This window comes from Kribbella sp. CA-294648 (assembly GCF_050943845.1).
Classification (GTDB): Bacteria; Actinomycetota; Actinomycetes; order Propionibacteriales; family Kribbellaceae; genus Kribbella.
Genome location: NZ_CP191981.1, coordinates 8,241,951 through 8,267,786, shown reverse-complemented (window position 1 = coordinate 8,267,786; position 25,836 = coordinate 8,241,951). Strand labels below are relative to the sequence as shown.

The 25,836-nt window shown below is 68.7% G+C and carries 26 protein-coding genes and 1 pseudogene; 17 read left to right on the top strand and 10 right to left on the bottom strand.

Features of this window, described 5'->3' with window-relative positions:
* Positions 1–6 precede the first annotated feature (6 nt).
* From purS to ACQPYM_RS39455, 6 genes are read left to right on the top strand one after another with little or no spacing between them, the layout of a single operon-like run.
* Positions 7–258, top strand: coding sequence for a phosphoribosylformylglycinamidine synthase subunit PurS (gene purS / locus ACQPYM_RS39480; protein ID WP_360279653.1), 252 nt, complete (start codon positions 7–9; stop codon positions 256–258).
* Positions 255–926, top strand: a complete 672-nt coding sequence (purQ, locus tag ACQPYM_RS39475) for a phosphoribosylformylglycinamidine synthase subunit PurQ (RefSeq protein ID WP_433011618.1) — start codon at positions 255–257, stop codon at positions 924–926. Before purS ends, purQ begins: the two co-directional genes overlap by 4 nt.
* Positions 926–3,007, top strand: coding sequence for a hypothetical protein (locus ACQPYM_RS39470; RefSeq protein WP_433011615.1), 2,082 nt, complete (start codon positions 926–928; stop codon positions 3,005–3,007). The genes purQ and ACQPYM_RS39470 overlap by 1 nt, the downstream gene beginning before the upstream one ends.
* The gene (purL, locus tag ACQPYM_RS39465) at positions 2,985–5,246 is read left to right on the top strand and encodes a phosphoribosylformylglycinamidine synthase subunit PurL (RefSeq protein ID WP_433011613.1); all 2,262 of its coding nucleotides are present in this window, start codon (positions 2,985–2,987) and stop codon (positions 5,244–5,246) included. The genes ACQPYM_RS39470 and purL overlap by 23 nt, the downstream gene beginning before the upstream one ends.
* A gap of 1 nt (position 5,247) precedes the next feature.
* Entirely contained in the window at positions 5,248–5,955 is a 708-nt protein-coding gene (locus tag ACQPYM_RS39460) for a tyrosine-protein phosphatase (RefSeq protein ID WP_433011610.1), read from the top strand.
* Between the two features lie 58 nt (positions 5,956–6,013).
* Positions 6,014–6,511: a DUF1707 SHOCT-like domain-containing protein gene (locus tag ACQPYM_RS39455; RefSeq protein ID WP_433011607.1), complete on the top strand. Its 498-nt coding sequence runs from the start codon at positions 6,014–6,016 to the stop codon at positions 6,509–6,511.
* A 22-nt stretch (positions 6,512–6,533) separates the two neighbouring features.
* Here ACQPYM_RS39455 and ACQPYM_RS39450 read toward each other — a convergent pair whose 3' ends face one another.
* Both ACQPYM_RS39450 and ACQPYM_RS39445 read right to left on the bottom strand, forming a co-directional pair.
* The gene (locus ACQPYM_RS39450) at positions 6,534–7,403 is read right to left on the bottom strand and encodes a hypothetical protein (protein ID WP_433011604.1); all 870 of its coding nucleotides are present in this window, start codon (positions 7,401–7,403) and stop codon (positions 6,534–6,536) included.
* Entirely contained in the window at positions 7,390–8,007 is a 618-nt protein-coding gene (locus tag ACQPYM_RS39445; protein ID WP_433011601.1) for an RNA polymerase sigma factor, read from the bottom strand. Before ACQPYM_RS39445 ends, ACQPYM_RS39450 begins: the two co-directional genes overlap by 14 nt.
* A gap of 172 nt (positions 8,008–8,179) precedes the next feature.
* On the opposite strand from ACQPYM_RS39445, the gene ACQPYM_RS39440 reads away from it, so the two are divergent.
* The 5 genes from ACQPYM_RS39440 to ACQPYM_RS39420 all read left to right on the top strand — a co-directional run bounded on the left by ACQPYM_RS39440 (position 8,180) and on the right by ACQPYM_RS39420 (position 11,263).
* Entirely contained in the window at positions 8,180–8,779 is a 600-nt protein-coding gene (locus ACQPYM_RS39440) for a helix-turn-helix domain-containing protein (protein WP_433011598.1), read from the top strand.
* 138 nt (positions 8,780–8,917) lie between these two features.
* Positions 8,918–9,250, top strand: a complete 333-nt coding sequence (locus ACQPYM_RS39435) for a YnfA family protein (RefSeq protein WP_433011595.1) — start codon at positions 8,918–8,920, stop codon at positions 9,248–9,250.
* 118 nt (positions 9,251–9,368) lie between these two features.
* On the top strand, positions 9,369–10,067 hold the full coding sequence (locus ACQPYM_RS39430) for a hypothetical protein (RefSeq protein ID WP_433011592.1): 699 nt from the start codon (positions 9,369–9,371) through the stop codon (positions 10,065–10,067).
* Positions 10,068–10,076: 9 nt separating this feature from the next.
* On the top strand, positions 10,077–10,628 hold the full coding sequence (locus ACQPYM_RS39425; protein WP_433011589.1) for a GNAT family N-acetyltransferase: 552 nt from the start codon (positions 10,077–10,079) through the stop codon (positions 10,626–10,628).
* Entirely contained in the window at positions 10,625–11,263 is a 639-nt protein-coding gene (locus ACQPYM_RS39420) for a hypothetical protein (RefSeq protein ID WP_433011587.1), read from the top strand. Before ACQPYM_RS39425 ends, ACQPYM_RS39420 begins: the two co-directional genes overlap by 4 nt.
* On the opposite strand, the gene ptsP is transcribed toward ACQPYM_RS39420, so the two are convergent.
* From ptsP to ACQPYM_RS39395, 5 genes and pseudogenes are all read right to left on the bottom strand, one after another.
* Positions 11,254–13,185 (bottom strand): phosphoenolpyruvate--protein phosphotransferase, encoded by a 1,932-nt coding sequence (ptsP, locus tag ACQPYM_RS39415; RefSeq protein WP_433023480.1) that lies wholly within the window; start codon positions 13,183–13,185, stop codon positions 11,254–11,256. The two genes, ACQPYM_RS39420 and ptsP, sit on opposite strands and share 10 nt — an antisense overlap.
* 96 nt (positions 13,186–13,281) lie before the next feature.
* Positions 13,282–13,692 (bottom strand): annotated as a pseudogene (dhaM, locus tag ACQPYM_RS39410) (dihydroxyacetone kinase phosphoryl donor subunit DhaM); the annotation flags it as partial.
* Positions 13,693–13,789: 97 nt separating this feature from the next.
* A complete protein-coding gene (dhaL, locus tag ACQPYM_RS39405) occupies positions 13,790–14,410 on the bottom strand; it encodes a dihydroxyacetone kinase subunit DhaL (RefSeq protein ID WP_433023478.1) in 621 nt (206 codons plus the stop codon).
* 2 nt (positions 14,411–14,412) lie between these two features.
* Positions 14,413–15,417: a dihydroxyacetone kinase subunit DhaK gene (gene dhaK, locus ACQPYM_RS39400; protein WP_433011584.1), complete on the bottom strand. Its 1,005-nt coding sequence runs from the start codon at positions 15,415–15,417 to the stop codon at positions 14,413–14,415.
* A gap of 47 nt (positions 15,418–15,464) precedes the next feature.
* A complete protein-coding gene (locus tag ACQPYM_RS39395; protein ID WP_360279620.1) occupies positions 15,465–16,025 on the bottom strand; it encodes an RNA polymerase sigma factor in 561 nt (186 codons plus the stop codon).
* Positions 16,026–16,086: 61 nt separating this feature from the next.
* Between ACQPYM_RS39395 and ACQPYM_RS39390 the strand changes: the two genes are divergently transcribed.
* On the top strand, positions 16,087–17,883 hold the full coding sequence (locus tag ACQPYM_RS39390; RefSeq protein ID WP_433011581.1) for a serine/threonine-protein kinase: 1,797 nt from the start codon (positions 16,087–16,089) through the stop codon (positions 17,881–17,883).
* A 131-nt stretch (positions 17,884–18,014) separates the two neighbouring features.
* Here the strand turns inward: ACQPYM_RS39390 and ACQPYM_RS39385 are convergent, their stop codons facing one another.
* The 3 genes from ACQPYM_RS39385 to ACQPYM_RS39375 form a co-directional block, all read right to left on the bottom strand.
* Complete coding sequence (locus tag ACQPYM_RS39385) at positions 18,015–18,719, bottom strand: hypothetical protein (protein ID WP_433011578.1); 705 nt, start codon at positions 18,717–18,719, stop codon at positions 18,015–18,017.
* A gap of 64 nt (positions 18,720–18,783) precedes the next feature.
* On the bottom strand, positions 18,784–19,497 hold the full coding sequence (locus tag ACQPYM_RS39380; protein WP_433011574.1) for a hypothetical protein: 714 nt from the start codon (positions 19,495–19,497) through the stop codon (positions 18,784–18,786).
* Positions 19,494–20,105 carry a transcriptional regulator gene (locus tag ACQPYM_RS39375; RefSeq protein ID WP_433011571.1) on the bottom strand — a complete coding sequence of 204 codons (612 nt, stop codon included), beginning with the start codon at positions 20,103–20,105 and terminating at the stop codon, positions 19,494–19,496. Before ACQPYM_RS39375 ends, ACQPYM_RS39380 begins: the two co-directional genes overlap by 4 nt.
* 195 nt (positions 20,106–20,300) lie before the next feature.
* Here ACQPYM_RS39375 and ACQPYM_RS39370 point away from each other — a divergent pair, with 195 nt between their 5' ends.
* Genes ACQPYM_RS39370 through ACQPYM_RS39350 form a run of 5 tightly spaced genes read left to right on the top strand, consistent with a single transcriptional unit; the run spans position 20,301 to position 25,797 of the window.
* Positions 20,301–21,593: an ABC transporter substrate-binding protein gene (locus ACQPYM_RS39370; RefSeq protein ID WP_433011568.1), complete on the top strand. Its 1,293-nt coding sequence runs from the start codon at positions 20,301–20,303 to the stop codon at positions 21,591–21,593.
* On the top strand, positions 21,590–22,531 hold the full coding sequence (locus ACQPYM_RS39365) for a carbohydrate ABC transporter permease (protein ID WP_433011565.1): 942 nt from the start codon (positions 21,590–21,592) through the stop codon (positions 22,529–22,531). The genes ACQPYM_RS39370 and ACQPYM_RS39365 overlap by 4 nt, the downstream gene beginning before the upstream one ends.
* Positions 22,528–23,355, top strand: coding sequence for a carbohydrate ABC transporter permease (locus ACQPYM_RS39360; RefSeq protein WP_433011562.1), 828 nt, complete (start codon positions 22,528–22,530; stop codon positions 23,353–23,355). Before ACQPYM_RS39365 ends, ACQPYM_RS39360 begins: the two co-directional genes overlap by 4 nt.
* Positions 23,356–23,359: 4 nt before the next feature.
* The gene (locus ACQPYM_RS39355) at positions 23,360–24,955 is read left to right on the top strand and encodes an alkaline phosphatase D family protein (RefSeq protein ID WP_433011559.1); all 1,596 of its coding nucleotides are present in this window, start codon (positions 23,360–23,362) and stop codon (positions 24,953–24,955) included.
* Entirely contained in the window at positions 24,952–25,797 is an 846-nt protein-coding gene (locus ACQPYM_RS39350) for a discoidin domain-containing protein (RefSeq protein WP_433011556.1), read from the top strand. Before ACQPYM_RS39355 ends, ACQPYM_RS39350 begins: the two co-directional genes overlap by 4 nt.
* Positions 25,798–25,836 lie beyond the last annotated feature (39 nt).

Sequence of the window (25,836 nt, the reverse complement as noted above, 5' to 3'; positions counted from 1 at the left end):
GTTTCAGTGGCTCGCGTTGTCGTCGACGTCATGCTCAAGCCCGAGATCCTCGACCCGCAGGGCAAGGCGGTGCACGGCGCGTTCGGCCGGCTCGGCTTCGACGGCGTGGCCGATGTGCGTCAGGGCAAGCGCTTCGAGATCACCCTGGACGGTGAGGCGACCGAGGAACGGGTCGCCGAGATCCGCAAGGCGGCCGACACGCTGCTGGCCAACCCGGTGATCGAGGACTACACCCTGCACGTCGAGGGCGACCAGTGAAGATCGGCGTCGTCACCTTCCCGGGCTCGCTCGACGACGTCGACGCCCGCCGGGCCGCCGCGGTCGCGGGCGCCGAGGCGGTCGCGCTTTGGCACGGCGACGCCGACCTGCACGGGGTCGACGCGGTCGTCCTGCCGGGCGGCTTCTCCTACGGCGACTACCTGCGCGCCGGTGCCATCTCCCGGTTCGCGCCGGTGATGGACACGATCATCAAGAAGGCCGGCCAGGGCCTGCCGGTGCTCGGGATCTGCAACGGCTTCCAGGTGCTCTGCGAGTCGCACCTGCTGCCGGGCGCGCTGATCAAGAACCACCACCGCAAGTTCATCTGCAAGGACCAGCCGCTGCGGATCGAGAACAACCGCACCGCGTGGACCAGCGACTACGACGCGAACCACGAGATCACCATCGTGCTGAAGAACCAGGACGGCTCGTACGTCGCCGACGAGGCGACCCTCGACCGGCTCGAGGGTGAGGGGCTGGTGGTCGCCCGCTACCTGGACGACAACCCGAACGGTTCCTACCGCGACATCGCCGGCATCACCAACGAGCGCGGCAACGTGGTCGGCCTGATGCCGCATCCGGAGCACTGCGTCGAGACCCTGACCGGCCCGAGCACGGACGGCCTCGGCTTCTTCACCTCGGTCCTGAAGGCCGTCGTCTCCTCCTGATGACGTCGAGAGGGGTGCGGCGGCTGCTGTTGTCAGCCGTCGCCCTCGTAGCAGCCAGCACCGTTTCAGCCGGTACTGCGGCGGCCGCGTTGCCGCAGGAGCCGCAGGGCCTGCTGGCGAAGGTTGTGGTGATCGGCGTGCCCGGGCTGAGCTGGTACGACGTGAAGTCGTCGCCCGAGCTGACCGCGCTGGTGAACGAGTCGCATGTCGGCTCTATCACCGTGAAGACCGCCGGACCGCACACCTGTCCGATCGACGGCTGGCTGACCATCAGCGCCGGTACTCGTGCCTGGGGCAGCGTCCCAGACGAGGAGTGTGGTGAGCTGCCCGGCGTAGTCGACGGAAAGGTGCAGGGCTGGCAGACGTACGTCGACCGCCAGGCCGCGCACCACACCGGCGCACCACTCGGCCGCCTGGGCGACAGCCACCGCCAAAAGCCACTCTGCGGCTTCGGCCCCGGCGCTGCGCTCGCAGTGGCCCGTCCCAACGGCACGGTCGTGAACTGGCAGCACCAGCTCGACTTGGCGAAGCTGGCGAGTCCTGCCTGCAGCGACGCGATCATCGACGCAGGCGCCCTACCGCTGCGTGAAGGTCGCGACGAGGCTCGCAAGAAGGTCGCCGACCTGGTCGCACAGGTCCGTGCCGCCGACGGCTGGGTCCTGCTCGTCGGTATCAGCCAACTGACTTCCAACGCCCACAAAGAGCTCCTGGTCGCGATGCAGCTCCCGCCGGACAACGGCCCGCGCTGGCTGACCAGCGACTCCACCCGCCGTCCTGGGCTCATCCAGCTGACCGACGTCACCGCGACCGTCCTCCGCGGCGAGGCCGAACCCCTGGACCCGGCCGGCGCGGAAAAGGCCGGCCCGCTCGGCGGCAATGAGATCCACTTCACCGGTGACCTGCACACGAACGCGGCCGCTGTGATCGAGGACCGGCTCGACACCGACGAGCGGTTCCTGCACCCGCGTGGCACGCTGATCGCCGTCGCGATGACCTTGCTGGTGGCGCAGTTGGCCGCCCTCGGCTGGTTCCTCAAGACCCGGAGCCGGCGGGCGCGGAGTACGAGTGAGTTCACCATGCTGGCCCAGGGCGGCTTCTTCATCGCCGTCTTCCTGTCCACTGCGACTGTCTGGTGGTGCTGGCCGTACCCAGGCTTCTCCCTGTACTGCGTGGTGCTGGCGATCAGCGCGGCCTTTGCCGGGCTGACCAGAGCGGTGCTGAAGCAATGGGCCGGGCTGGGCATCCTGCTGGCGGCGTACCTGATCCTGTTGGTCGACGGAGTGCTGGGGACGCCGCTGCAGTTCGGCAGCATGTTCACTGACGGTCCTGTGATCGGTGGGCGGTTCTACGGCTTCGGCAACTCCACCTTCGCCACACTGGCGGTTGCAGCGCTTGTCACGGCCGGCTGGGTCGCGCAGCGGCTGCTGGACCAGAGCCGGGTGAAGGCGGCGCTCGCAGTACTGGCTATCGGCGGGCTCGCGATCATCGTGGACGGCAAGCCCGGCTGGGGGACCGACTTCGGCGGCATCATCGCGCTGACGCCCGCAGTACTGCTGATGGCCTGGCTGACCTGGCGAGGCAGCATCTCGCTGAAGGCACTGGTCGGCATCGGGCTGGCAGGAGTGCTCGCGGTCACCGCTGTCGCCGTGCTGGACTACCTGCGGCCGCCAGACCAGCGCAGCCACTTCGGCACCTTCGTGCAGACGGTGCTCGACGGTGATGTGGCCGATGTGCTGATCCGGAAGCTGCAGATGTCGCTGGGCTTCTTCCAGACGCCGGCCGGCTGGTTCATGCTCGTCGGTGTCGTATTGGCGATGATCGCGACCGTCTGGCCGGACAAGGTGCCCTTCGAGGCCTACCGCCGCTTCTACGTCAGCCGGCCGATGGTCCGGCCGACGCTGCTCGCCCTGTCGATCTGCGGTCTGGTCGGCATGCTGCTGAACGACGCCGGGGTCGCCCTGCCCGCGATCATGACCGGCTTCGCCCTTCCCCTGCTGGTGGCCCACCTGCTGGCCGCTAACGTTCTTCCCGAGTCCCACCTAGTTCAGGAGTCATCAAGTGTCGACCGACACCGTCAGTAACGCGACCAGTACGCCGGACGTGGAGCAGCCGTGGGCGGAGCTCGGGCTGAAGCCGGACGAGTACCAGCGGATCCGGGACATCCTGAAGCGGCGGCCGACCAGCTGCGAGCTGGCGATGTACTCGGTGATGTGGAGCGAGCACTGCTCGTACAAGTCCTCCAAGGTGCACCTGAAGAAGTTCGGTGACATCCCGCAGGAGACCCCGGCCGGCAAGATGCTCGCCGGCATCGGCGAGAACGCCGGCGTGATCGACATCGGCGAGGGCTACGCGGTCACCTTCAAGGTCGAGTCGCACAACCACCCGTCGTACGTCGAGCCCTACCAGGGCGCGGCGACCGGAGTCGGCGGCATCGTCCGCGACATCCTGGCGATGGGTGCCCGCCCGGTCGCGGTGATGGACCCGCTGCGGTTCGGCCCACTGGACGCGCCCGACACCAAGCGCGTGCTGCCCGGCATCGTGTCCGGCGTCGGCGGCTACGGCAACAGCCTCGGGCTGCCGAACATCGGCGGCGAGGTCGTCTTCGACGCGACGTACCTGGGCAACCCGCTGGTCAACGCGCTCTGCATCGGCGTCATGCGGCACGAGGACCTGCACCTGGCGAACGCGACCGGCGTCGGCAACCAGATCATCCTGTACGGCGCGAAGACCGGTGGCGACGGCATCGGCGGCGTCTCCGTGCTCGCCAGCGAGACGTTCGCCGACGGTGGCCCGACCAAGCGGCCCGCGGTCCAGGTCGGTGACCCGTTCATGGAGAAGCTGCTGATCGAGTGCACGCTCGAGCTGTTCGCGGCCGGCGTCGTCGAGGGCATCCAGGACCTCGGTGGCGCGGGGCTGTCGTGCGCGACCTCCGAGCTGGCCAGCGCCGGTGACGGTGGCATGTACGTGTCGCTCGACAAAGTGCCGCTGCGGGACGCTTCGCTTGCTCCGGAAGAGATTCTGATGAGCGAGTCGCAGGAGCGGATGATGGCGGTCGTCACACCGGCCAACGTCGATCGCTTCCTGAAGATCTGCGAGAAGTGGGACGTGCAGGCCGACGTGATCGGTGAAGTCACCGACACCGGGCTGCTGCAGATCGACTGGCACGGCGAGCGCGTCGTCGACGTACCGCCGCGGACCGTCGCGCACGACGGACCGGTCTACGAGCGCCCGATCGCACGGCCGGCCTGGCAGGACGAGCTGCAGGCCGACGGCGCCGAGAGGTTGCCTCGGGCAACCACTGGCGAGGAGCTGCGGGACACGCTGCTCAAGCTGATCGCATCGCCCAACCTGTGTGACAAGTCGTGGGTGACGAACCAGTACGACCGGTACGTACTCGGCAACTCGGTGCTCTCGCAGCCCGAGGACAGCGGGATGATCCGGGTCGACGAGACCAGCGGCCTCGGTGTCGCGGTCTCCACCGACTGCAACGGCCGCTTCGCGAAGCTCGACCCGTACACCGGCGCCAAGCTCGCGCTGGCCGAGTCGTACCGCAACGTCGCCACCACCGGCGCCCGGCCGGCCGCGGTGACCGACTGCCTGAACTTCGGTTCGCCCGAGGACCCGGGCGTGATGTGGCAGTTCAGCGAGGCCATCCGCGGCCTGGTGGACGGCTGCATCGAGCTGGGTATTCCGGTCACCGGTGGCAACGTGTCGTTCTACAACCAGACCGGCGAGACGCCGATCCTGCCGACGCCCGTGGTCGGCGTACTGGGCGTGATCGACGACGTGACCCGGCGGACCCCGATCGGTTTCACCGCCGAGATGGAGGGTCACCAGCTCTACCTGCTCGGCGAGACCGAGGAGGAGCTGTCGGGTTCGGAGTGGGCCCACGTGATCCACGGTCACCTCGGCGGCCGTCCGCCCGCGGTCGACCTGGCGGTCGAGGCGCAGCTCGCGGACATCCTGATCAACGCCTCCCGCGACGGCCTGATCGACGCCGCCCACGATGTCAGCGACGGCGGTGTCGCCCAGGTCCTGGTCGAGTCCACGCTGCGCGGCGGCACCGGCGCCCGGGTCTGGGCACCGGACGGCCTCGACCCGTTCCTGTTCCTCTTCGCCGAGTCGGCCGGCCGCGCCGTGGTCGCCGTTCCGCGCACCGAAGAGGTCCGCTTCACCGACATGTGCACCGCCCGCCGCTTCCCGCACACCAAGATCGGCGTCGTCACCGGCGAGTCCCTCGACGTCCAGGACCAGTTCGAAATCCCCCTCACCGAACTCCACACCACCTGGACCGCCACCCTCCCCAACGCCCTCGGCTGAGATGAGTCGTGAGCTGGACTGGGACGGCGCGGTGAACGCGCGGGACCTGGGTGGGTTGCTGGCTGGATCGGGGACGATCCAGCCGGGGCGGGTCTATCGGTCGGCTCGGCCTGATCTGCTGACCGACGCCGGGTGGGAGCAGTTGGCCGAGGCTGGGGTCAGCACGGTCATCGATCTGCGGAACGACTACGAGCGGCTCGAAGTACGGGTGCTTGATGTTGTGCACCACCATCCCGTCGAGGATCAGCAGGATGCCGAGTTCATGGCTGAGTGGGGTGAGCGGCTCGACAGTCCGGCGTACTACGGGGAGGCTCTCCGTCGTTGGCCCGGGCTGATCACCTCGGTGTTCGCGCGGATCGCGGACGCGTCGCCGGGCGGCGTACTCGTGCACTGCAAGGCCGGCCGGGACCGGACCGGCATGATCATCGCGATGCTGCTGTCTCTGGTTGGCACGCCGGTGGCGGACATTTTGGATGACTACGAGTTGGCCGTCCGGAGCATGAACGCGTACTACGAGGAGCACCCTGATGCGGGCGAGCCGGCGCTCAGAGGGGCGGCGCTCAGCGGGGCGGCGCTCGAGGAGCACTGTGCGGATGCGTGTCTGGCGATGGTCGCGTTTCTCGGATCGACCGACGTGGCCGGGTATCTCACCAACAGCGGCCTCACCTTCGAGCAGTTGGACCGGTTGCGGGCTCGCCTGACGAACTGAGCCGGTTGGGTGTTGCCCTCGGGGCTGGCACACTCGGGACAGGGAGTGGGGTGTGAGGATGACCGATCGGTACAACGACCGGCCGAAAGCTGACCTGGCCAAGCTGGCGGGCTATGCCGCCGCCGCGAGCCAGGAGGCCCGGGTGGTCGCCGCGCGGCGCCGGATGCAGCCGGTCCGGCTCACCGACGAGGATCGCCGGCTGAGTATCGACGAGTTGTCCGAGCAGTTCGCGATCGGCCGCCTGGACGAGGACGAGCTGCATCGCCGGGTTGACATCGTCAACGAGGCCGTCACGCACGGACAGCTGCAGGCCGCTTTCGTCGGGCTTCCAGCGCCTGCCTTCTACGCTCCCAAACCGCGCCCGGCCGGCCGCTGGCGCTGGGCCGCGTTCGTCGGCGCGGTCTGGATGGCGCTGCCGTTCTTTCTGACCGGCTTGGTCTTCCTGGTCTTCGGCCGCGAGATCGCCGCCGCCATCTTCGCCCTGCCCGCGCTTGCCTGGGTCGCCGTGGCGTGGCGCTGGGCCAAGGCGCCGGCGCGCAAGTCCCGCCGGACCTGAGGCCCGGCGGGAGTCCTGCCGGCTACTTCTCCGGCTCGGCGCCGATCCACACCTGGACCTTGCCCGCGGAGTGCGGCCAGACCTCGTGGACGTACCAGTCACCCGGTGCCGGGTCGACGTCCCTGGCAGTGGTGACGCCGTTGACCTTCTCGGTCTTCGAGTTGAGGTAGTGGTCGATGGTGACACCGCGGGCGGCGATCAGCTTCTGCACCTCGGCCACCCGCTTGTTGCGATACTTCATCCCCGCCAGGACCTCGCCCGGAGCGTTGGCCTCCTTGGGCATGTACCGGAACAGCTCGCCGGGCTTGCCTTCCCGCCCGAACTCGATCTCGGCCTCGCCCTTGAACGACTTGCCCACCTCGACGCCGTACTGGCAACCCGGGTCGGTCGCGTTCAGGGTCGGCGGGCAGTTCTCACCGGGCTCCAGGAGGCTGAGCTTCGTGCCGTCGCTGCCGGCGTAGTACAGGAAGGAGGCGTAGTTGCCGACGGCCGAGGGTGCGACCGGCACCATCTTCACCTTGATGTTCAGCCCGAGCTTCTTGAACTGCTGGTTGTACGCCGCCGGGTCGGCGTTCTCGTCGACCACCCGGACGATCAGCGAGTCGCCCAGATCCGTGACGGACAGCGCCTGCGGCAGGTCCTGCCCTGGACGGTTCACCACCGATGCCGCGACCACGCCGGCGATCAGGAGGGTGCAGGCGGCGGCGAGCACCAGGCGCCGCGGGCGGGCCGGCGTACGGCGGGGTGCCAGTTGCGTGACTCGGGTGGTGTCGTCAGCTGTGTCCACAGCGGTGATGCCCGCGGACAGATCGGCCCAGGCGGACTCGCTGGCGTCGGTGCGGGGGGAGGGGTTGAGGCCGCGGGTCACCGCGTCGATGTCAGGCGTCTTCATGGGAAACCCCTCTCTCAGGGTTCAGAGGTATCAGGGATCGATTGGCCAGCGGAGCGGTCAGCAGCTTGGCGAACCGTTTCCGGGCCCGGTGCAACCTGATCCGTACTGCGTTGCGGGTGATGCCCAGGGTGATCGCGATCTGGGCGGTGTCGAGCTCTTCCCAGGCCACCAGCGACAGGAGTTCGCGGTCCTGCTCGGGCAAGCACCGGAAGGCGATCGCGGCGGGGGAGTTGTCGGTCAAGGTCTGGGGTGGGTCGTCGGTCTCGGCCAGCTCGTTGCGGAGCCGGTCGGCCAGCGCGTGCCGGCGACCCTCCCCGCGCTGGTGGTTGGCGAGCACTCGCCGTGCCACGCCGTACAGCCAGGGTCTGGTCTCGTCCCCGGCCGGTACGTCGTCGAGCCGGCGCCAGGCGACCAGGAACGTGTCGGCGAGCAGGTCGGCGGCGTCGTGCCGGTTCCCGGTCCGGCGGAGCAGGTAGCCGAGCACTGCCTCGCGGTTGGCCGCGAAGAGCTGCTCGAACCTCTCCCGCCGGCGGTCCCGCGGCCCGTCGCCCACGCCCGCCTCGCTCACTGGCCCCGGCCGGGCCCTCGTCGGTGTCTGCGTCATACCCAACACATGTCCGGCACCCCGCCCACCCATTTCACCCCGCCCACATTGCAGCAACCTGCAGTTCCGTCCATCGACTCGATGACCGTCCGAGCTGGAAAACTGACCCGGTACGCCGGTCTGGGGTGGACCGGCGGCAGAGCCTGGGGGACGCATGGCCGAGATGTCCGGGATGTCCGAGTTCGAGTACCGGCTGCTCAACGCGCTGTCGGAGACGACGTCGTACTCCGTGCCGGAGCTGGCCGAGAGCGCCGGACTGCGCGCCACGACAGTCCAGCGGCTGATCCAGACGATGGCCGGCGACGGACGCGTGACGGCGTACTGGCAGGCCGGGCGGACGGAGTACAGATTGAGCCCTAACGGGGTCGGTCAGCGGACGATGATGCGAGGGCTGGTGAAGGACGGTCCGGTCGGTCTCGGCGACTACACGAACGCGTTGTCGATGGCGAAGCACCAGGCCGGGATCGCCGCGACCCGCGAGCGGATGGCCGACATGCCGTTGACGGAACGCGAGCGGTCTTACTGCTCGGCCATGCTGACCTGGCAGCACGAGCAGAGCAGGTTCGACTGGAGCGAGCTGCTCAAGCGGCGCGCCCTGCTGAACGCGGCGGTCACGCACGGGCAACTCATCGAGGTCTTCGACGGTCTGCGATGCCACCCCTGTACGGCGAGCACCGGGCTGCCCCGTCCCCGGTTCCATGGAGCACGATCGGCATCATCCTGCGTCTCCTGTTCTGCCTCCCGTTCCTGCTGGCCGGGGTCGGGATCATGATCGGGGCATCGGAGGCGGGGGAGTTTCTCGGCGGTCTCGCGTTCGTCGCCGCCGCGGTCGCCGTGGCCTACCCGACCGTGCGCCGCGCCCTCGACCGGCGACGCAGGTGACGGTGGGGTGAGCGTTTAGCCTGCCGGTATGACCGTACTGCGTTCGATCGGGTTGTTCGGGGTGGCGGCGGTGGCTGAGATCGGCGGCGCCTGGCTTGTCTGGCAGGGCGTCCGCGAGCACCGCGGACTGCTCTGGATCCTCGGCGGAATCGTTGCCCTGGGCGCCTATGGCTTCGTCGCCACCCTCCAGCCCGACCCCAACTTCGGCCGCATCCTGGCCGCGTACGGCGGAATCTTCGTCGCCGGCTCCCTCGCCTGGGGAGTCCTCCTAGACGGCTTCCGCCCCGACCGCTGGGACCTGGCCGGCGCCCTGGTCTGCCTAGCCGGCGTAGGCCTGATCATGTACGCGCCACGCGGCTGAATTAGCCTGACACCGTGAAGCCCCAGCGCCGCCCGGCCAACGGCCGGTGACCACAGAGCAGTGGGCAGTCCTTCGGGTGCTGTCCGGCGGACCGTCGAGCCGTGACGAGGTGGCGTCGATGACGGGCATCCCGGAGCATTTGGTCGGCACGCTCCTGAGCGGCCTGATGCGGGACTCCCTTGTGGGCAAGGTGCCGCGGTCGAGCGGTAGGCCGCAGTACGGGCTGACGGACGCCGGCAGGTACCGGATGATGCGGTCCACCAACTGGCACCGGCTGGACCCGGAACTGGACCGGATGACGTGGATCAGGAGTCTCGTGGTGAACGAGCCCATGACCTACCCGCCACCGGCAGGGCGTACCAAGCGGCGCGCTGAGCGGCGTACCAAGCGGCGGACTCGTGAGGCCGGCTATCCCTGGCCCGCGGCGCCGTCTGTTCCGACTGCGGTTGCGCCCGGGGATGACGCTGAGCTGCGGCACGCCGTGCTGGCTGCATTGCTCGCAGGCAGGCTGACGCGCGACCGGGTGGCGGCAGAGGTGAGTGTTACCGAGCATGTGGCTGGGCGGGTGCTGGACCGGCTCATCTGGGACTCGCTGGTGGTCAGAAGGTCGCAGGACTCCGGCAGGCCGACGTACGGGCTGACTGCGGCCAGCCGTCAGAAGTTGCTCGGTGTCAGCTCCCGGCTCCAGAACATGGCGCAGCAGCCAGTGGAGGAGAGCGAAAGAGTGGTGGCCGCCCCGGCTGTAAAGCCTCGGTCGCGGTTTCTCAACCGGTTCTCGGCATGGGTGGCCAGGCGGGTCTTCCGGCGGCTGAATTAGCCTGAGGGCGTGGATCCCTTGCTGCGTCTCGCCGTACCCGCTGACGCGTCTGCCATCGCTGAGCTGATGCAGTCCTCCGTGCTCAGCCTCTTCCCGGCGTACTACGACCAGGCGCAGACCGCGAGCGCCGCGCGCCACATCGCCGTACTGGACCTCGCCCTGATCGAGGACGGCACGTACTACGTGCACGAGGTCGACGGCGAGGTCGTGGCCTGCGGTGGGTGGAGCCGGCGCAACAAGCTCTTCAACGCGTCGGTCGCGGGGGCCGACGAGCGGTTGCTCGACCCGGCTACCGAACCGGCCAGGATCCGCGCGATGTTCGTCCGCGGCGACTGGACCCGGCGCGGGCTCGGGCGGGCCATCCTGACCGCTTGCGTGGACGCCGCCCGCGCGGAAGGGTTCACCAGGCTGGCGCTGATGGCGACCCTGCCCGGCGTACCGCTGTACAAGTCCTTCGGCTTCGCCGAGGTCGAGACCGCCGAGCTGACGATGCCCGACGGCGTCGTCCTGGGCGCGGTCGCGATGGAACGCGCAGTCGATCAGAACGGAGACCAACGATGACCGCAGGCACCACCGTCCAGGCACCCGACGGGACCGAGGTCGTGCTCGGCGAGATCGGCACCCGGGTGCTGCTGGAGAACTCCCGCGTCCGCGTCTGGGAGGTCTCCCTCGCACCGGGCGAGGCGCAGGGCTGGCACCTCCACCACAACCCGTACGTCGTCCTGTGCCTGGCGACCTCGCCCTGCCACATGGACTGGCTGGACGGCAGCCCAGCCCGCCAGCTGAGCGAGACCATCGGCGGCTCGGTCTACCGCCCGGTCTCCCCGGTGCACATGCTCACCAACGACGGCGACTCGCCGTACCTGAACCGCCTGATCGAGCTCCTCGACCTGGGCGAGGAAGCCTCCGGCGAGCCCTACACCAACACCGCCATGGGCGAGGGCAGCTTCGCCAGCATCGGCGAGGTCCCGGCCAAGGTGATCATCGACGACCCAGACGTCCAGGTCATCCACCTCACCCCCGAACCAGGCGAAAGCTACACCTGGATCGCCGGCGAGCACCCCACCCTGATCGCAGACCTCGACCTGAACACCCCAGACGTCACGTACCTCGAGCCAGGCGAGTCCTACGACCTCCCAGCCAAGGACACCCAAACCAACGGCTTCAACCTCGTAGAACTCCGCTACTACGCCTGAATCTCTTGTAGCCACTGCCGGACGGCCGCGGCGCTCGGCATCGTGAGCGCCTTGCTTGCGGCCACCTGAGTCAGGTCTGTTCGGCGCAGCCGGGCTTTGACGGTGGGGACTTGAGGGCCCACCGCGCTCAGTTCGTGGACGCCGAGTCCGGCCAGTAGGACTGCGGCGTCCGGGTCGCTGGCCAGGTCGCCGCAGACTGCTACCTCGACGCCGGGTGGTACCTCGCGCACCACGCAGTCGATCAGCTGGAGCACTGCCGGGTCGAGCCCATCCGCCAAGCCTGCGACCGCGCTGTTCCCGCGGTCAGAGGCTGTCGTGTACTGCGTGAGGTCGTTGGTCCCGATACTCACGAAGTCCAGCCCGGCGGCGAGCGTGCTGATCCGCAACGCCGCGGCCGGCACCTCGACCATGATGCCCACCTTGAGTTCAGCGGGTCGCCCGATCGCCGCCAACTCTTCCAGCGCCCACGCGACTTCCTCGGCCGTCGTGACCATCGGGAACATCACGTGCACCGGCGTCTCCACCGCAACTCGGCAGATCGCCGTCAACTGATCCCGCAGCAACTCCGGCCGACGCCGGAACACCCTGATCCCACGCTCACCCAGGAACGGGTTCGCCTCCCGCTCCTGAGCCAGGAACGCTAGCGGCTTGTCACCCCCGATGTCCCAGGTCCGAATCGTGATCGGCTTCCCGCCCAACGCTGCCGCAATCGCACGGAACGCCTCCACCTGCTCCTCGACGGTCGGCGCCACCCGCCGCTCACCGAACAACACCTCCGTCCGCACCAGCCCGGACCCGTCAGCCCCGCGCGCATCCAGCGCATCCTGCACCGACCCGACATTCGCCAGTACTGCGATCGTCCGGCCGTCCACAGTCACCGCCGGCCGCTCGGCCTCCGCCAACGCCGCCTCGCGCTCACCAGCACGCTCCCGTACGACGGCCCGCAACCGCTCACCACCATCCGCCGGCTCGACGACGAACTCGTGTGCCCGCGCATCGAACCCCACCAACGCACCGGTCGGTACTTCAACGTCCCCGATCCCGGTGATCACCGGAATCCCGCGCGACCGCGCCACGATGACCCCGTGTCCCGTCGTGCCGGCGGCCCGGACCGCAATTCCGGCGATCCGCTCGGCATCAACCCCTGCGGCAGTCGCCGCATCAAGCTCCCGCACAACAAGCACTCCACCGACCGCGGGCCCAGACCCGCCCGCACCGCTGCCGCCTGCAGCAAGCTCCGGCCCAGCCGCTGCCGTCTCGTCTCGGCCAACCAGGGCGCGCAGTACGCGATCGCGCACGCTGCGGACGTCCTGAGCGCGCTCCCGCTGATAAGGATCGTCCAACGCCTCGAAGCTCGCCGCGACAGCATCCAGCGCCGCCTTCCAAGCCTCCGGCGCACTCTTGTCCGCGCCCTGGGTGATGGCCCGGAAGACCGCGTCGAGCACCAGGACGTCACCCAGCAAAGCCAGTTGGGCATCGAAGATCGAAGCCTCCGCGACACCGACCGTCCTGGCCGTCTCGTCCCGCAGCGCTGTCAACTGAGCTTCGGCGACCGCGCGCGCGTCATGCGCCCGCTGCCGCTCGGCGTCGACATCTCCGGCTTGGTAGTTGCTCAGGTCAACCTCTTGGTCAGCCAGAATCGCCGCCCCGACCGCCACGTCCAGCCCTGACCCGCTTTTGCCGACGACTGCCGTGGGAGGAGCCGACGCCGGTAAGTCGTCGAACCCGCGATCAGCGAGCGCGCCGAGAGCAGCCAACGCCTCGGCGGCCTCCGGGCCACTCGCGCCGACCCGCAATCGGTGCCCCTGCTGGGCATTGAGCGTCGCCACCATGCTCAGACTGCCCGCCTCGACCGGGCCTTTCCCGGTGGTCAGATTGGTCAGCGTCACCCTCGCGTCGAACCGCTGCGCCAACCCGACCACCTTCGCCGCCGGCCGTGCGTGCAATCCATGTTCGTTGCTGACAGCAACCTCAACGAAGTGGTCCGGAGCAACATCAAGCGGTGACTCGGCAACAACCGCGTCGCCGAGGTGATCCTGCTTCCCCGCCAACCCCCGCGAAGCCTCCGCCAGTACTGCGTCCAGCCCGGCCCCGGTGGACGCGGTGACCACGGCCGCGACGAGCCCTTCCACGAACGGCGCGCTGGACAACTTCACCCGCTCGGCCAGCTCCGGATCGACGAACTCCAGCGCCATTTCCGCGCTCAGCACCGCGCTACCCAGATCAAGCAGCACCAACACCCCATCAGGACTGTCCGCAACCCCGATGGCCTCCGCCACCGCAGCCGCGTCCGTCCCGAACGTCGTCTCGTCCAGCCCTGCCGCAACCGCGATCACCGGCCGGTCGCCCTCGGCAACCATCTCGGAAGCCAACCCAACCGCAGCCTCCGCCAACGCCCGACTGTGCGAAACAACCACAATCCCGATCACGTCGGCACCGCCGCGAGCTCGCGGCGAGCCAGCCGCAGCGTCCAGCCCGTCGCCGCGCTGAGCCTGCGGCTAGCGGGCCGCAGCGAGCAGCTTGTTGTCATGCCAGCGTGCGTGCGGCCGATTCCAGCAACAGCGTTGTGCTGGTTGCTCCTGGATCCAGATGGCCCGCGCTGCGCTCACCGAGATAGCTGGCCCGGCCCTTGCGTGCCACCAGCGGCGTTGTCGCATCCCGCCCCTTGGCCGCCGCCTCAGCCGCCGCCGTGAGAGCCGCACCGAGATCGGACCCGCCCGCCACAGCAGCGTCGTACGCGTCGAGAGCCGGTGCCCAAGCGTCGTACATGGTCTTGTCACCAAGCTCGGCCTTGCCGCGCGCGAGGATCCCGCCGACGCCCGCCTTCAACGCCTCGCCAACCGTCGCGGGCGTGATCTCAGCACCCGCCAGCGCCGTGCCGAAGCGCAGGAAGAACGTCCCGTACAGCGGCCCGCTCGCCCCGCCGACCTTGCTGACCAGCGTCATCCCGGCCTTTTTCAGCAGCTCGTCAACCGATTCGAAGGAGCTCTCATCGAGCACGGCCACGACAGCCGCGAACCCACGGTCCATGTTGCTGCCGTGGTCCGCATCCCCGATCGCCGAGTCGAGCTCGGTCAGGTACGCCGCGTTCTCATGAAACGTCCGAGCCGCATCCCGCAACCACTCGCCGAAGTTCTCCACTCCCATGCTCACGCGCCCCAGCGTAGGCCGGGGGTATTCACCGGGGCGTCCCAGAGACGTACCAGTTCGTCGTCCACCTTCAGCAGGGTGACCGAGCAGCCGGCCATCTCCAGCGAGGTGATGTAGTTGCCGACCAGCGAGCGAGCGACGGTGATGCCCGCGCGGTCGAGCAGTTGCTGCACCTCGTTGTACATCAGGTACAGCTCGAGCAGCGGCGTACCGCCCATTCCGTTGACGAAGGCAATCACCGAGTCGCCTTGCTGATAAGGCAGATCACCGAGAACCGGATCGACCAGCAATGCGGCGATCTCCTTGGCCGATGCCATTGGCAACCGCTTCCGGCCGGGCTCGCCGTGGATGCCGATGCCGACCTCCATCTCGTTCTCGGCCAGCTCGAAGGTCGGCTTGCCCGCGGCCGGTACCGTGCACGACGTCAGCGCCATCCCCATGCTGCGGCCGTTGTCGTTCACCCGCTTGGCCAGGTCGGCGACCTCCTGCAGCGGCCGGCCCTCCTCCGCGGCGGCGCCGACGATCTTCTCCAGCAGCACGGTGACGCCGACTCCTCGCCGGCCGGCCGTGTAGAGGCTGTCCTGGACCGCGACGTCGTCGTCGGTGACGACGGACAGTACTTCGGTGCCGGCGTCGGCGGCGGCCAGTTCGGCGGCCATCTCGAAGTTCATCACGTCGCCGGTGTAGTTCTTCACGATGTGCAGGACGCCCGCACCCGCGTCGACGGCCTTGGTCGCGGCCATCATCTGGTCCGGCACCGGCGAGGTGAACACCTCACCCGCGCAGGCGGCGTCGAGCATCCCCAGCCCGACGAACCCGCCGTGCAGCGGCTCGTGCCCGGACCCGCCGCCGGAGATCAGCCCGACCTTCCCGGCCCGGGGCGCGTCCTTGCGATAGACGATCCGATTCTCCAGATCCACCCGCAGGCGATCCGGATGCGCCGCCGCCATCCCGGCCAGCGCTTCACTCACAACATCGGCAGGGGCGTTGATGAGCTTCTTCATGCCCCCATCTGAGCACACCCCGAGCCCCCGCGGGAGCCCCCAAACTCTCAGTCCTTCGGGCGCAGCAGCGGCCGGACCACCTCGCGGGCGTCGTGGATGCGGGACTTGATGGTGCCCAGCGGTGCCCCGACCTCGGCGGCGATCTCCTCGTACGACAGCCCGTAGACGTCGCGCAGGACCAGCGGCGTCACCATCTGCGGCCGGTCGCGTTCCAGCGTCTCCAGGGCTTCCAGCAGGTCCAGCCGGGTGCCGGCGATGACGCTGGTGGTGCGCGGGTCGGGCTTGTCCATCTGCTCGGGGTTGTGCGCCGCCTGCGCGGTCCGCTTCAGCTTGCGGTACGTCGAGCGGGCCGAGTTCGCCGCGACCGAGTGCACCCAGGTGGAGAAGCTGCTCCGGCCGGAGTACGTGTGGATCTTGGTGGCGATGTTGAGCAGTGCTTCCTGGGCGGCGTCCTCGGCGTCGGCGGAGTACGGCAGCACGCTGCGGCAGATCCGCAGGACGCGGGGGTGGACCAGCCGGAGCAGGTCGTCCATCGCGTTCTTGTCACCACCGGCGGCACGCTCGGCCAGGACGGCCAGGTCGTCGGTCGGACTGCTGCTGTCGCTCATCTGCGCCTTCGTTGTATCGGTCCCCAGGGCGGAGGACTCCGCGTGCACCATAATGCCCTGTATGGGGGTCCCTATCAGACTAGGCCGGTACGTCGTGCGCCGCCGCCTGGGCTCAGGCGGTTTCGCGACGGTGTGGCTGGCGTACGACGAACAGCTCGACGCCGAGGTCGCGGTCAAGGTGCTGGCCGACAACTGGGCCCACGACGACTCGGTCCGGCGCCGCTTCCTCGAGGAGGGGCGGTTCCTGCGCCGGGTCGAGTCCGAGCACGTCGTCCAGGTCCACGACGTGGGCGAGCTGGAGGACGGCAGGCCGTTCCTGGTGCTCACGTACGCCGACCGCGGCACGCTCGCTGATCGGCTGAAGAAGGACCCGCTGTCGTTGGAGCCCGCCATCGGCGTGATCGTCCAGGTCGGGCGCGGCCTGCAGGCGCTGCACCGGCGCGGGCTGCTGCACCGGGACGTGAAGCCTGCCAACGTGCTGTTCCGCAGTACCGACGAGGACGGCGAGAGGGCCGTGCTGTCCGACCTGGGCCTGGGCAAGTCGCTCGACGAGGTGTCGAGAATCACCATGCCCGGCGGGACTCCGTCGTACGTGGCTCCTGAGCAGGCGTTGGGGGAGCGGCTCGACCAGCGCGCCGACCAGTACTCACTGGGTGCGGTCGCCTACGCAGCGTTGACCGGCCGGTCGCCGCATCAGGTGGACGGTCTGGGCGCCGCCGGGCGGGTCAAGGCAGCGCCGCCGCCCAGCTCGCTGGGCTTCGAGATCCCGGAGCGGGTCGATGCGGCGATCGTCCGCGCGCTCGACCCGGACCGCGAGAAGCGCTGGCCCGATATCGAGTCCTTCACCCGCGAGCTGGTCGGCGGCCTCGACGAAACCACCCAGAGCTTCCTGGTCGGCTCCGGTACTCCGGTCCCGCTCACCGCGCCACTGACGCTCGCAGCGGCCTCGACCGCCGCGAAGCCGCAGGCCGAGGAGACGGAAGTCGGCGAGAAGACCGCTCTGAGCGAGTCGAACGCCCCGACAGTCGTCAAGACCGGCACTACGACCGTGGACGCCGATGCCGGCGCCGGAGCGGGCGAGGGCCAGGGACAGGCACTGGCAGCGGGCCAGGCGGGTGCGGCTGGCCAGGGACCGGTGGCGGCATCGGGCGAGGCGCAGGCCGCGAGCGCGGCCCAGGCGGGCGAGGTGGGTGCGGCCCAGACGGCGGCTGGCCAGGGGCTGGCAGCGGGCCAGGGGCAGGTTGGGGCAGCGGGCACCGGCCAGGCTGGTGCGGCGAGCGCGGGACAGGTAGCGGGGAGCGCGGCGGCGGCCACGGGCGCAGTACCAGCTGCTCAGCCGAGGCGGCGGCGTGGGCGCTGGGTGCTGGCTGCTGTGCTTGCGTTGGTGCTGGGAGCAGGCGGCGGGTTCGGCGTGCAGCGGTACCTGCAGGCGACGCAGTTCATCAAGGTCACCGAGGGCAAGTTCTCCGTGAAACTGCCGCACGAGTGGGCCGCGGTGGTCGCCACCACCAACTGGCGTCCGCCCGGCGCGACGACGGAGCAGCCGGCGCTGCGGGTCAGCAAGGACAACCGCTGGGCCGAGCCCGGCAGCGACACCCCAGGCGTCTTCGTCGGTCTGCTCGGCCCCAACGCAACCCCGGCCAGAGCCATGCCCGACCCGAAGCTGTACGGCTGCACGGAGATCCTGCCGCCGACCGAGGGAACCCAGATTTCGAATAATTGCAGAAATGGCACTACGCTGCTGCAGCGAGTAGCCAGCACGGGGGCTGGTGAGTCGATGCTGATCCAGGTCCAGGTGCCTGGATCCGAGAGTGACAAGGCCCTTGAGGTGGCGAATACGGTCACCTTTTCCAGCTGAAGGATCCCCGTGAGAGTTGTCGCCGAACGGCTCCGTCCGTCCCCCGCTCTGGTCCAGTCGAGCCGTCGCCGGTTCTACCGCCTGCGCTCGGTCATCTTCCGCACCATCTGGCCCCGCTCGGCCTGACGGAATCAGTTGAGCGGCGAGTCGGAGCGGGTGGCCGACTTGGCGGCGTGGTCGAGGATGACCTCGAGTGCCGGCTGGTCCTGCGGAAGCCCGGTGACCGCGATCTCGAAGTGGCACAGGCCGGCCGGGTCGGCCACCCAGCGGACGATCACGTACCGGAGGGTCCGGTCCGGTACGTAGCTGTAGAGCAGCGTCGCGTCCTGCGTCTTCGGATCGACGGAGTGCGTCATGATGGTGAGCCTCTGGGTGGCCGGTAGGTCCTGCAGCAAGTCGATCCTGGCGGCCATCGACAGCGCCGGCGACCGCTGGACGGTGAAACCCGCTTCGATCCGGATCCAGCGCTTGCGGGCCGGCTCGTTGTAACGCATGTACTTCTCGGTGTCCGGGGGGACGCTGAGCTGCCAGTCGCCCGGAACGCGCACGCTGACCGCGGACTCCAGGGCATCCCGCACGGTGAAGCTGCGGATCTTGTACTCGATGTCCTTGGCCCGCAGCGGTTTGCTGTTGTCGGGCACGATCGGTTTGGGTGCGGCGGTGGGCGGCGTCGTCGGAGCAGCGGACGTTCCGGTCAGCGGTGTCGCCGCGGTCCCCGCCGAAGCCTGCTCGCCCGTCGTCAGCAGCCCCAGCCCGTAGCCCCCTGCTCCCCCCAGCAGGGTCACTCCGAGCAGGCCGGAGCCGAGCAGCGCGCGCCCGAGTCTCCTGCCGGCCACGCCCACCCCTCCTTCTGGTCCGCCCGCTACGTCTTGGACACCGTAAACCGTGTTCTGGTTCGGGTCAGTCCCGGAACTTCACCGATCTGGTCGCCTGGTCCAGTATCTCGTTCAAGGCCTTCACGTCCTGCGGAAGTCCGGCGATGCTCATCTCGACGGTCGCGGTGTCGTCGGGGCCGGTCGCCACCCACCGGACGATCACGTACCGGACGACCTCGTCGGGGATGTAGGTGTAGACCAGCGTCGAGACCGTCCGCAGGCTGCCGTCGTCACCCTCCACCCGGCTCTCGCTCTGCGACTTGATCTGGACGTCGTTCTGGAACGGCTGGCTCTCCGCGAGGCCCTTGACGATCTCGTCGCGGGACTGCACCACCGACTTGTCGGGCGGGAACCCCGACTCGATCCGGATCGCGCGTTCGCCCTGCGCCCCGACGAACTTGACCTCGGTGGGCGCCTTCGGGTTGTCGGTCAGCTTCCAGCTGGACGGCGTCCGGACCGACAGCCGGACCTGCTCGCCGGCCGTGCTCTCGACGCTGAAGTTGCGGGTCTTGAACTCCAGCTCACCGGGCAGCAGCGGCGGCACCTTGCTCGGCTTCGGCGTCTTGCGCGACAGCGTGATGGGTGGGGTGGACGGGGCGACCTTGACACCCGGCAGCGGACCGGCCGAGACGCCGTACGGAGTCGGACCGGGGTCGGCCAGCTCGCCGCCGTAGTACCCGGCGGCGGCGCCGGCGATGGCGAGCAGGGTGATGCCGATGACCAGGACCGGGGTCTTCACGCGTGCACCAGGTCCCAGAAGGCGAGTTCGAAGCGGACCACCCGGTCGAAGGCCAGCGTCATCGCCGGCGTCAGCGGCTCCCGGTCGACCAGGCCGGCCAGCCGGTCGACGTACGCCGCGAACTCCGGCGACGACCAGTTCGCGATGAAACCGGCGTACTGCGTCTCCGGGTCGGTCCGGTCGCGCACGGAGGCCCATGCGTCGTAGTACGCCTTCTCGACGCCGTAGAGCACGGTGATGCCAACAGGCCAGCCCTCGTCCACCGAGGTGAACAGGTACGACGAGTAGCCCAGGTTGAGCAGCGAGGGCTCGACGGTGAGGTCGACACCACGCTGCGTGGCTGCCAGCTCGAACAGCGCGAGCTCCGGCACCAACGCCGCCAGACCGCCCGCGAGCACCTTCCTCGCCTCGTCGTCGGGCGCCACCTCGGACAGCGCTTCGAGATAGCGCTGGAACGAGCGGACGAAGAAGTAGTCCTCGGCGATCCAGCGATCGAAGGTGGCCTTGGGCAACGAACCGGCGGAGGTCCGGGAGACGAACGGGTGGTCCAGGATCCGCTGCCAGGCGGCTGCCTGCGCGGTCAGCAGGGCACGGGTGGTCTCGGGCACGCGGCCATCTTCTCAGGCAACTGCCAGGCGGGCCCTACTGAATCCTTTCAAGCGGTCTCCGCCGAACCCTTGACAGGCCCTCGCAGGTCTTCGTAGCTTACGCCGAGTGGGGAATATAACACTTCTTCACGTTCTGTTCACATTCAGCGGTGATATTTCCCGCGGGGCTTCGGCGCCCCGGGCTCAGGAGGAACCGTGGCATCCGAGATCATCCGTACGCCGGTCAGCCGGCGGCGACTCCTGCAACTGCTGGGCGGCGCCGCGGCAGCGGGCGCCCTCGCGAGCTGTGGCGGTGGCGGCTCCGGCGGTAGCGGTGGTGGCGCTCTGAAGGTGATCGGCGCCGGCAGCCAGGAGGCCGGCCTGCGCAAGGCGCTGGAGGAGTACAAGAAGCAGAACGGCTCCTTCGAGTTCAACCTGTCCTTCTCGCCGGCTGACCAGTTGCAGACCTCACTGCGCGCCCAGCTCGCGGCGGGCAACGCACCCGACCTGCACGCCGTCTATCCCGGCAACGGCAGCGCGATGTCGATGGTCCAGCTCAGCAAGGCGAATCTGCTCGCGGACCTCAGCGAGCAGGCCTGGACCCAGAAGATCCCGACCGGCTTCAAGGGCGCGTACCAGCAGGACGGCAAGACCTTCATCTTCTCGCCGGGCACCAGCGTGCTCGGCGCGATCTACAACAAGAAGGCATTTGCCAAGGCCGGGGTGGAGATTCCCACCACCTGGAGCGAGCTGCTCACCGTGTGCGAAACCCTGAAGAAGAAGGGCATCGTCCCGCTCGCCCTCGGTGCCCAGACGCCGTGGGTCACCCAGCTGATCAACTACGCCCTCGTACCGGGCACGGTCTACGCCAAGCAGCCCGACTTCGACGACAAGATGGCCGCCGGTTCCGCCACCTTCGCCGAGTCCGGCTGGGCCGACGCGATGAACAAGTACCTCGAACTGCAGAAGCGCGGCTTCTTCAACGACAACCCGAACGGGACGACGTACGAGCAGGCGACCTCGATGGTCGGCACCGGCAAGGCCGCGATGGCCGTCCAGGTCTCCGCCGTCCTGCAGGCCTATCGCGCGGCCGCGCCGTCACCGGACGACCTCGGCATGTTCCCGCTGCCGGCCACCGACACCGTCGCCGACAACTGGATCCCCGGCGGCATCGTGGTCGGCCTCGCCGTCAGCGCGAAGAGCAAGAAGGCCGAGGAGGCCCGCAAGTTCCTCGAGTACTGCGGCCAGCCCGCGATGGTCAACGCCTGGGCCGAAGCCGTCGCCTGCGTGCCCCTGTACTCCGAGGGCGAACCGAAGGTCGACCCCGTGCTCAAACCGTTCCTGCCGTTCCTGTCCGGCGACAAGGCGGTCCCGTTCATGGACCAGCGCTGGCCGAACGCGGAGGTCCAGCCGACGCACTTCGCCGTAGTACAGGAGCTGCTGGGCGGGAAGACCACGGTCGACGGGGCGCTCAAGAAGATGGACGCGGCCTACCGGAAGAGCGCATGACGGCAGTCATCACGCCGCCGGCCGCCAAGCACCGGCCACCGGTGCAACGACGACCGGGCCGCCGGAGTGGCGTCGCGCCGCCCTGGCTGTTCGCGGCGCCCGCGCTGGTCGTCTACGCGCTGGTGATGCTCTACCCGAGCATCATCGGCGCGGGGTCGGCCTTCACGGACTGGTCGGGGGTGGGGGAGCAGCGCTCCTTCGTCGGCCTCGACAACTTCCAGCAGCTGATCCACGACGACCAGGCACTCGGTGCACTCCGCAACACGTTGCTGCTGACGCTGGCGATCGTGGTGGTCCAGAACGGCCTCGGGCTGTTGCTGGCGCTCGGGGTGCACACGACCATCAAGAGCCGGATGGCCCTCCGGGTGATCTTCTTCGCGCCGGTCGTGGTCAGCCCGGTGATGGTGTCGTTCCTCTGGAAGTACGTCTACAACCCGGCGCCGGACGCGGGCCTCAATGCGGCGCTCAACGCGATCGGGCTGGGCTCGCTCCGGCAGGACTGGCTCGGCAATCCGTCGCTGGCCATCTGGTCGGTCGCCTTCACCGTGATCTGGCAGTGCGCCGGGTACTCGATGGTGATCTTCCTGGCCGGACTGGAAGGCGTACCGAAGGAGTTGCACGAGTCGGCGATGGTCGACGGGGCGGGCACCGTCGCGCGGTTCCGGCACATCACCTGGCCGCTGCTGGCCCCGGCCGTCACGATCAACGTGATGCTCTCGACCGTCGGCGGCCTGACCCTGTTCACCCAGATCATCGCGATGACGAACGGCGGCCCGGGGTACGCGACCGACACCTTGTCGACGGTGCTCTACAAACAGGCCTTCGTGTTCGGGAAGTTCGGCTACAGCACCGCGGTCGCCCTGGTGCTGGCGATCTTCGTCGCGGCCGTCTCCTTCATCCAGATCGCCTACCTGCGATCCCGGGAGACGACAGCATGAGAACCGCCTACCGGCCCCGCACCTTCGTCCTCGAAGTCGTCATGATCGCGACCGCCGTCGCCTTCCTCTTCCCGGTCTACGCGCTGGTGACGCTGGCCTTCAAAGACCCGGGCCAGATCGCCAACAAGCCGCTGTCCCCACCCAACCCGCCCTCGACCGAGAGCTTCGGTACTGCGTGGCAGTCGGCCTCACTCGGATCGGCCTTGCTCAACAGCACGTTGATCACCGTCTCCAGCGTGCTGCTGCTGATCGTGCTCGGCTCGCTGGCGGCGTATTTCCTGGCCAGGCAGGCGGGGCGGCTGAGCTACAGCCTCTACATCCTGTTCCTGGTCGGCATCATCCTGCCGTTCCAGCTCGGCATGATTCCGCTGTACCAGCTGGTCAACGACCTCGGCCTGCTCGGCACGTACCAGGGCATGATCCTCTTCTACACCGGGATCCAGTTGCCGTTCACGGTGTTCCTCTACACCGGCTTCATCCGGTCGCTGCCCGGCGACTACACCAACGCGGCGCTGATCGACGGCGCCTCGCACCTGCAGGCCTTCGTGCACGTGATCTTCCCGCTGCTCCGGCCGATCACCGGCACCGTGCTGATCCTCAACGCGGTGCACATCTGGAACGACTTCTTCACCCCGCTGCTCTACCTGGGCGGCTCCGGCCGGGAGACGGTCCCGGTCCGGGTCTTTGCCTTCGTCAACGAGTACACCTCCGACTACGGCCTGGTCGCCGCGGGCCTGGTACTGGCCGCGTTGCCCATCCTGCTCGTCTTCCTGGTCCTCCAGCGCTACGTCATCCGCGGTTTCTCCAGTGGACTGAAGGGTTGATCACGTGACCGAAGATCTCCGCCCAGCGGTGAGGCTGGCCCGGCGCCGGTTCCTCACCCTCACCGGCGCCGCCACCGCGGTGGCGTTCGGGACCAACCTGCCGGGCACCGCGCTCGGCAGTGGGAACGCCGGTGGGCTCACCGGCAACCCGTTCACCCTCGGCGTCGCCTCCGGTGACCCGCTGCCGGATGCAGTGGTCATCTGGACCCGCCTTGCGCCACAGCCTTACGAACCGCTCGGCGGCGCGCCGTACAAGGAGGTTGGTGTCGACTGGCAGGTGGCCAGTGACGAGCACTTCCGGCGGGTGGTGCGGTCCGGACGAGCCACTGCGCGACCAGAGTTCGGCCACAGCGTGCACGTCGACGTACGGGGTCTGGAAGCTGGTCGCCACTACTGGTACCGCTTCAAGGTCGACCGCTACCTCAGCCCGACAGGCAGGACCCGTACTGCGCCCGCGCCCGGCCAGCGAGGCGTTCAGTTCACGGTGGGCGTGAGCTCGTGTCAGGCATGGACCGACGGCTACTACACGGCCCAACGGCATCTGGCCAACGAGGATGTCGACGCAGTGGTGTTCCTCGGCGACTACATCTACGAGTACGGCATCTCCGCCGCTGGTGGGCTCCGCAACGTGACCACACCGGTCCCCAGCCAGTTCCGTACAGAGGCGGACACGTTGGATCGCTACCGGCTCCAGTACGCGCTCTACAAGTCAGACCCCGATCTCCAGGCGGCCCACCAGAGTGCGCCCTGGATCACGACCTGGGACGACCACGAAGTACAGGACAACTACGCCGGCCCGATCTCCAAATCCAATGCTCCAGTAGAAGACTTCCTGGTACGCCGGGCCAACGCGTACCGCGCGTACTGGGAGAACCTGCCTCTGCGCGGACCGGCCCCGCAAGGGCCTAACTACCTGCTCTACCGGCGTTTCACCTTCGGGCGGGTGGCGCAGCTGAGCGTGCTCGACACCCGGCAGTACAGGTCGGACCAGGCGGCCGGTGACGGCTGGAAGGTCGACTCGGAGGCCCGTCGCGACCCGGCCCGAGTATTGGCCGGTCAGCAGCAGACACAGTGGTTCCTGCAAGGCCTCAACCGCTCCCGGACCACCTGGAACGTGCTGGCCAACCAGGTGATCATGAGCCGGATGGACCTCGACCCGACGCCGGCGGACCTCTACAACATGGACGCCTGGGACGGGTACGGCGCCGAGCAGAAGGTGATGCTCGACGGGCTCGCCGCCAACCGCCACCGCAACCCGGTGGTGCTGACCGGCGACGTGCACAGCTCGTACGCGATGGAGCTGAAGCGAGACTTCGCCGATCCCGACTCGCAGACCTATGGCGTGGAGATCGTGCCGACCTCGTTCAGCAGCGGCGGGAACGGCGTACCGGTGTCGGCCAACGGGCAGAAGTTCCTGGCCGGCAACCCGCACCTCAAGTTCGTCGACGAACGCCGCGGCTACTCCGTACTCCGGTTCGACAACTCGCAGCTGCGCGTCGATTGCCGGATGGTGCCCTACGTCGACAAACCCGGAGCGCCCGTCTCGACCGTCCGCTCGTTCGTGGTGGAAGCCGGCAACCCCGGTCTGGAGGAGCTATGAGAGCCCGCACCCTCGCCCTGATCGTCGCCGTGGTCGCCGGGATCGCCACCACCGGCCCGGCTGTCGCGGAACGTGCTGTGCAACGAGGTCTGACCCTGTCCGCCGATGTCGCCCAGGTCGCCGTCACCGCGGTGCCGTGCGCCAAACAAGGCTTTGAGCTCCGCTTCGGCAACACCGGCAAGACCGCCGTGTACGCCGACGCGTTCCTCGACGCGCCGGCACCACTGACGCTGTCGCGCCGCCTGGTGTCGAGCTACCTGCCACCCGGCTACACCCTCAAGGTCCCGATCGCCGTCAACGCTCCGCGCGGAACAGCGCCGGGCAGGTACTCGATCACCGTGAAGGCCGGAGACCAGACGCTGACCCTCCCGGTCGACGTCGGCGAAGCACCAGTCGACACGACTGGCAACCTCGCTCGCTACGTCCCAGTGAGCGCATCCACCGAACACCTACCCAACTACCCAGCCTGCGGCGCAGTCGACGGCGACCGCGACTCAGAACACTGGGGCAAGACCACCGGCTGGAACGACTCCACCAGAGGCCACTTCCCCGACTGGTTCCAAGTCACCTTCGACCAGCCCCAAACCGTAGGCCGAGTGGACCTCTACACCCTCAACTCCAAGCAGTACCCGTCCGCGAAGTACGGCCTGAAGGACTGGGACATCCAGGCCTTGGTCAACGGCACCTGGCAACCCATCACCCAAGTCCGCAACAACACAGCCCCTCTAGTCAGCTCCACCTTCCCTCCGGTGACTGCTTCGGCAATAAGAGTCCTGACCCTCGCCAGCAACGAGGGCCTGACCTACTCCCGAATCGTGGAGCTGGAGATGTACGGCAGCTGAGGATGCCGGACCGCCCCCACTCACAAAGGGTTGTTCCAG

What these genes read in the sequence shown, in the direction of transcription:
- ACQPYM_RS39470 (WP_433011615.1), top strand. Translation starts at nt 926, where the DNA reads ATGACGTCGAGAGGGGTGCGGCGGCTGCTGTTGTCAGCCGTCGCCCTC.
- ACQPYM_RS39460 (WP_433011610.1), top strand. Translation starts at nt 5,248, where the DNA reads ATGAGTCGTGAGCTGGACTGGGACGGCGCGGTGAACGCGCGGGACCTG.
- ACQPYM_RS39455 (WP_433011607.1), top strand. Translation starts at nt 6,014, where the DNA reads ATGACCGATCGGTACAACGACCGGCCGAAAGCTGACCTGGCCAAGCTG.
- ACQPYM_RS39450 (WP_433011604.1), bottom strand. Translation starts at nt 7,403, where the DNA reads ATGAAGACGCCTGACATCGACGCGGTGACCCGCGGCCTCAACCCCTCC.
- ACQPYM_RS39445 (WP_433011601.1), bottom strand. Translation starts at nt 8,007, where the DNA reads ATGACGCAGACACCGACGAGGGCCCGGCCGGGGCCAGTGAGCGAGGCG.
- ACQPYM_RS39440 (WP_433011598.1), top strand. Translation starts at nt 8,180, where the DNA reads ATGTCCGAGTTCGAGTACCGGCTGCTCAACGCGCTGTCGGAGACGACG.
- ACQPYM_RS39435 (WP_433011595.1), top strand. Translation starts at nt 8,918, where the DNA reads ATGACCGTACTGCGTTCGATCGGGTTGTTCGGGGTGGCGGCGGTGGCT.
- ACQPYM_RS39430 (WP_433011592.1), top strand. Translation starts at nt 9,369, where the DNA reads ATGACGGGCATCCCGGAGCATTTGGTCGGCACGCTCCTGAGCGGCCTG.
- ACQPYM_RS39420 (WP_433011587.1), top strand. Translation starts at nt 10,625, where the DNA reads ATGACCGCAGGCACCACCGTCCAGGCACCCGACGGGACCGAGGTCGTG.
- dhaL (WP_433023478.1), bottom strand. Translation starts at nt 14,410, where the DNA reads ATGGGAGTGGAGAACTTCGGCGAGTGGTTGCGGGATGCGGCTCGGACG.
- dhaK (WP_433011584.1), bottom strand. Translation starts at nt 15,417, where the DNA reads ATGAAGAAGCTCATCAACGCCCCTGCCGATGTTGTGAGTGAAGCGCTG.
- ACQPYM_RS39395 (WP_360279620.1), bottom strand. Translation starts at nt 16,025, where the DNA reads ATGAGCGACAGCAGCAGTCCGACCGACGACCTGGCCGTCCTGGCCGAG.
- ACQPYM_RS39390 (WP_433011581.1), top strand. Translation starts at nt 16,087, where the DNA reads ATGGGGGTCCCTATCAGACTAGGCCGGTACGTCGTGCGCCGCCGCCTG.
- ACQPYM_RS39365 (WP_433011565.1), top strand. Translation starts at nt 21,590, where the DNA reads ATGACGGCAGTCATCACGCCGCCGGCCGCCAAGCACCGGCCACCGGTG.
- ACQPYM_RS39360 (WP_433011562.1), top strand. Translation starts at nt 22,528, where the DNA reads ATGAGAACCGCCTACCGGCCCCGCACCTTCGTCCTCGAAGTCGTCATG.
- ACQPYM_RS39350 (WP_433011556.1), top strand. Translation starts at nt 24,952, where the DNA reads ATGAGAGCCCGCACCCTCGCCCTGATCGTCGCCGTGGTCGCCGGGATC.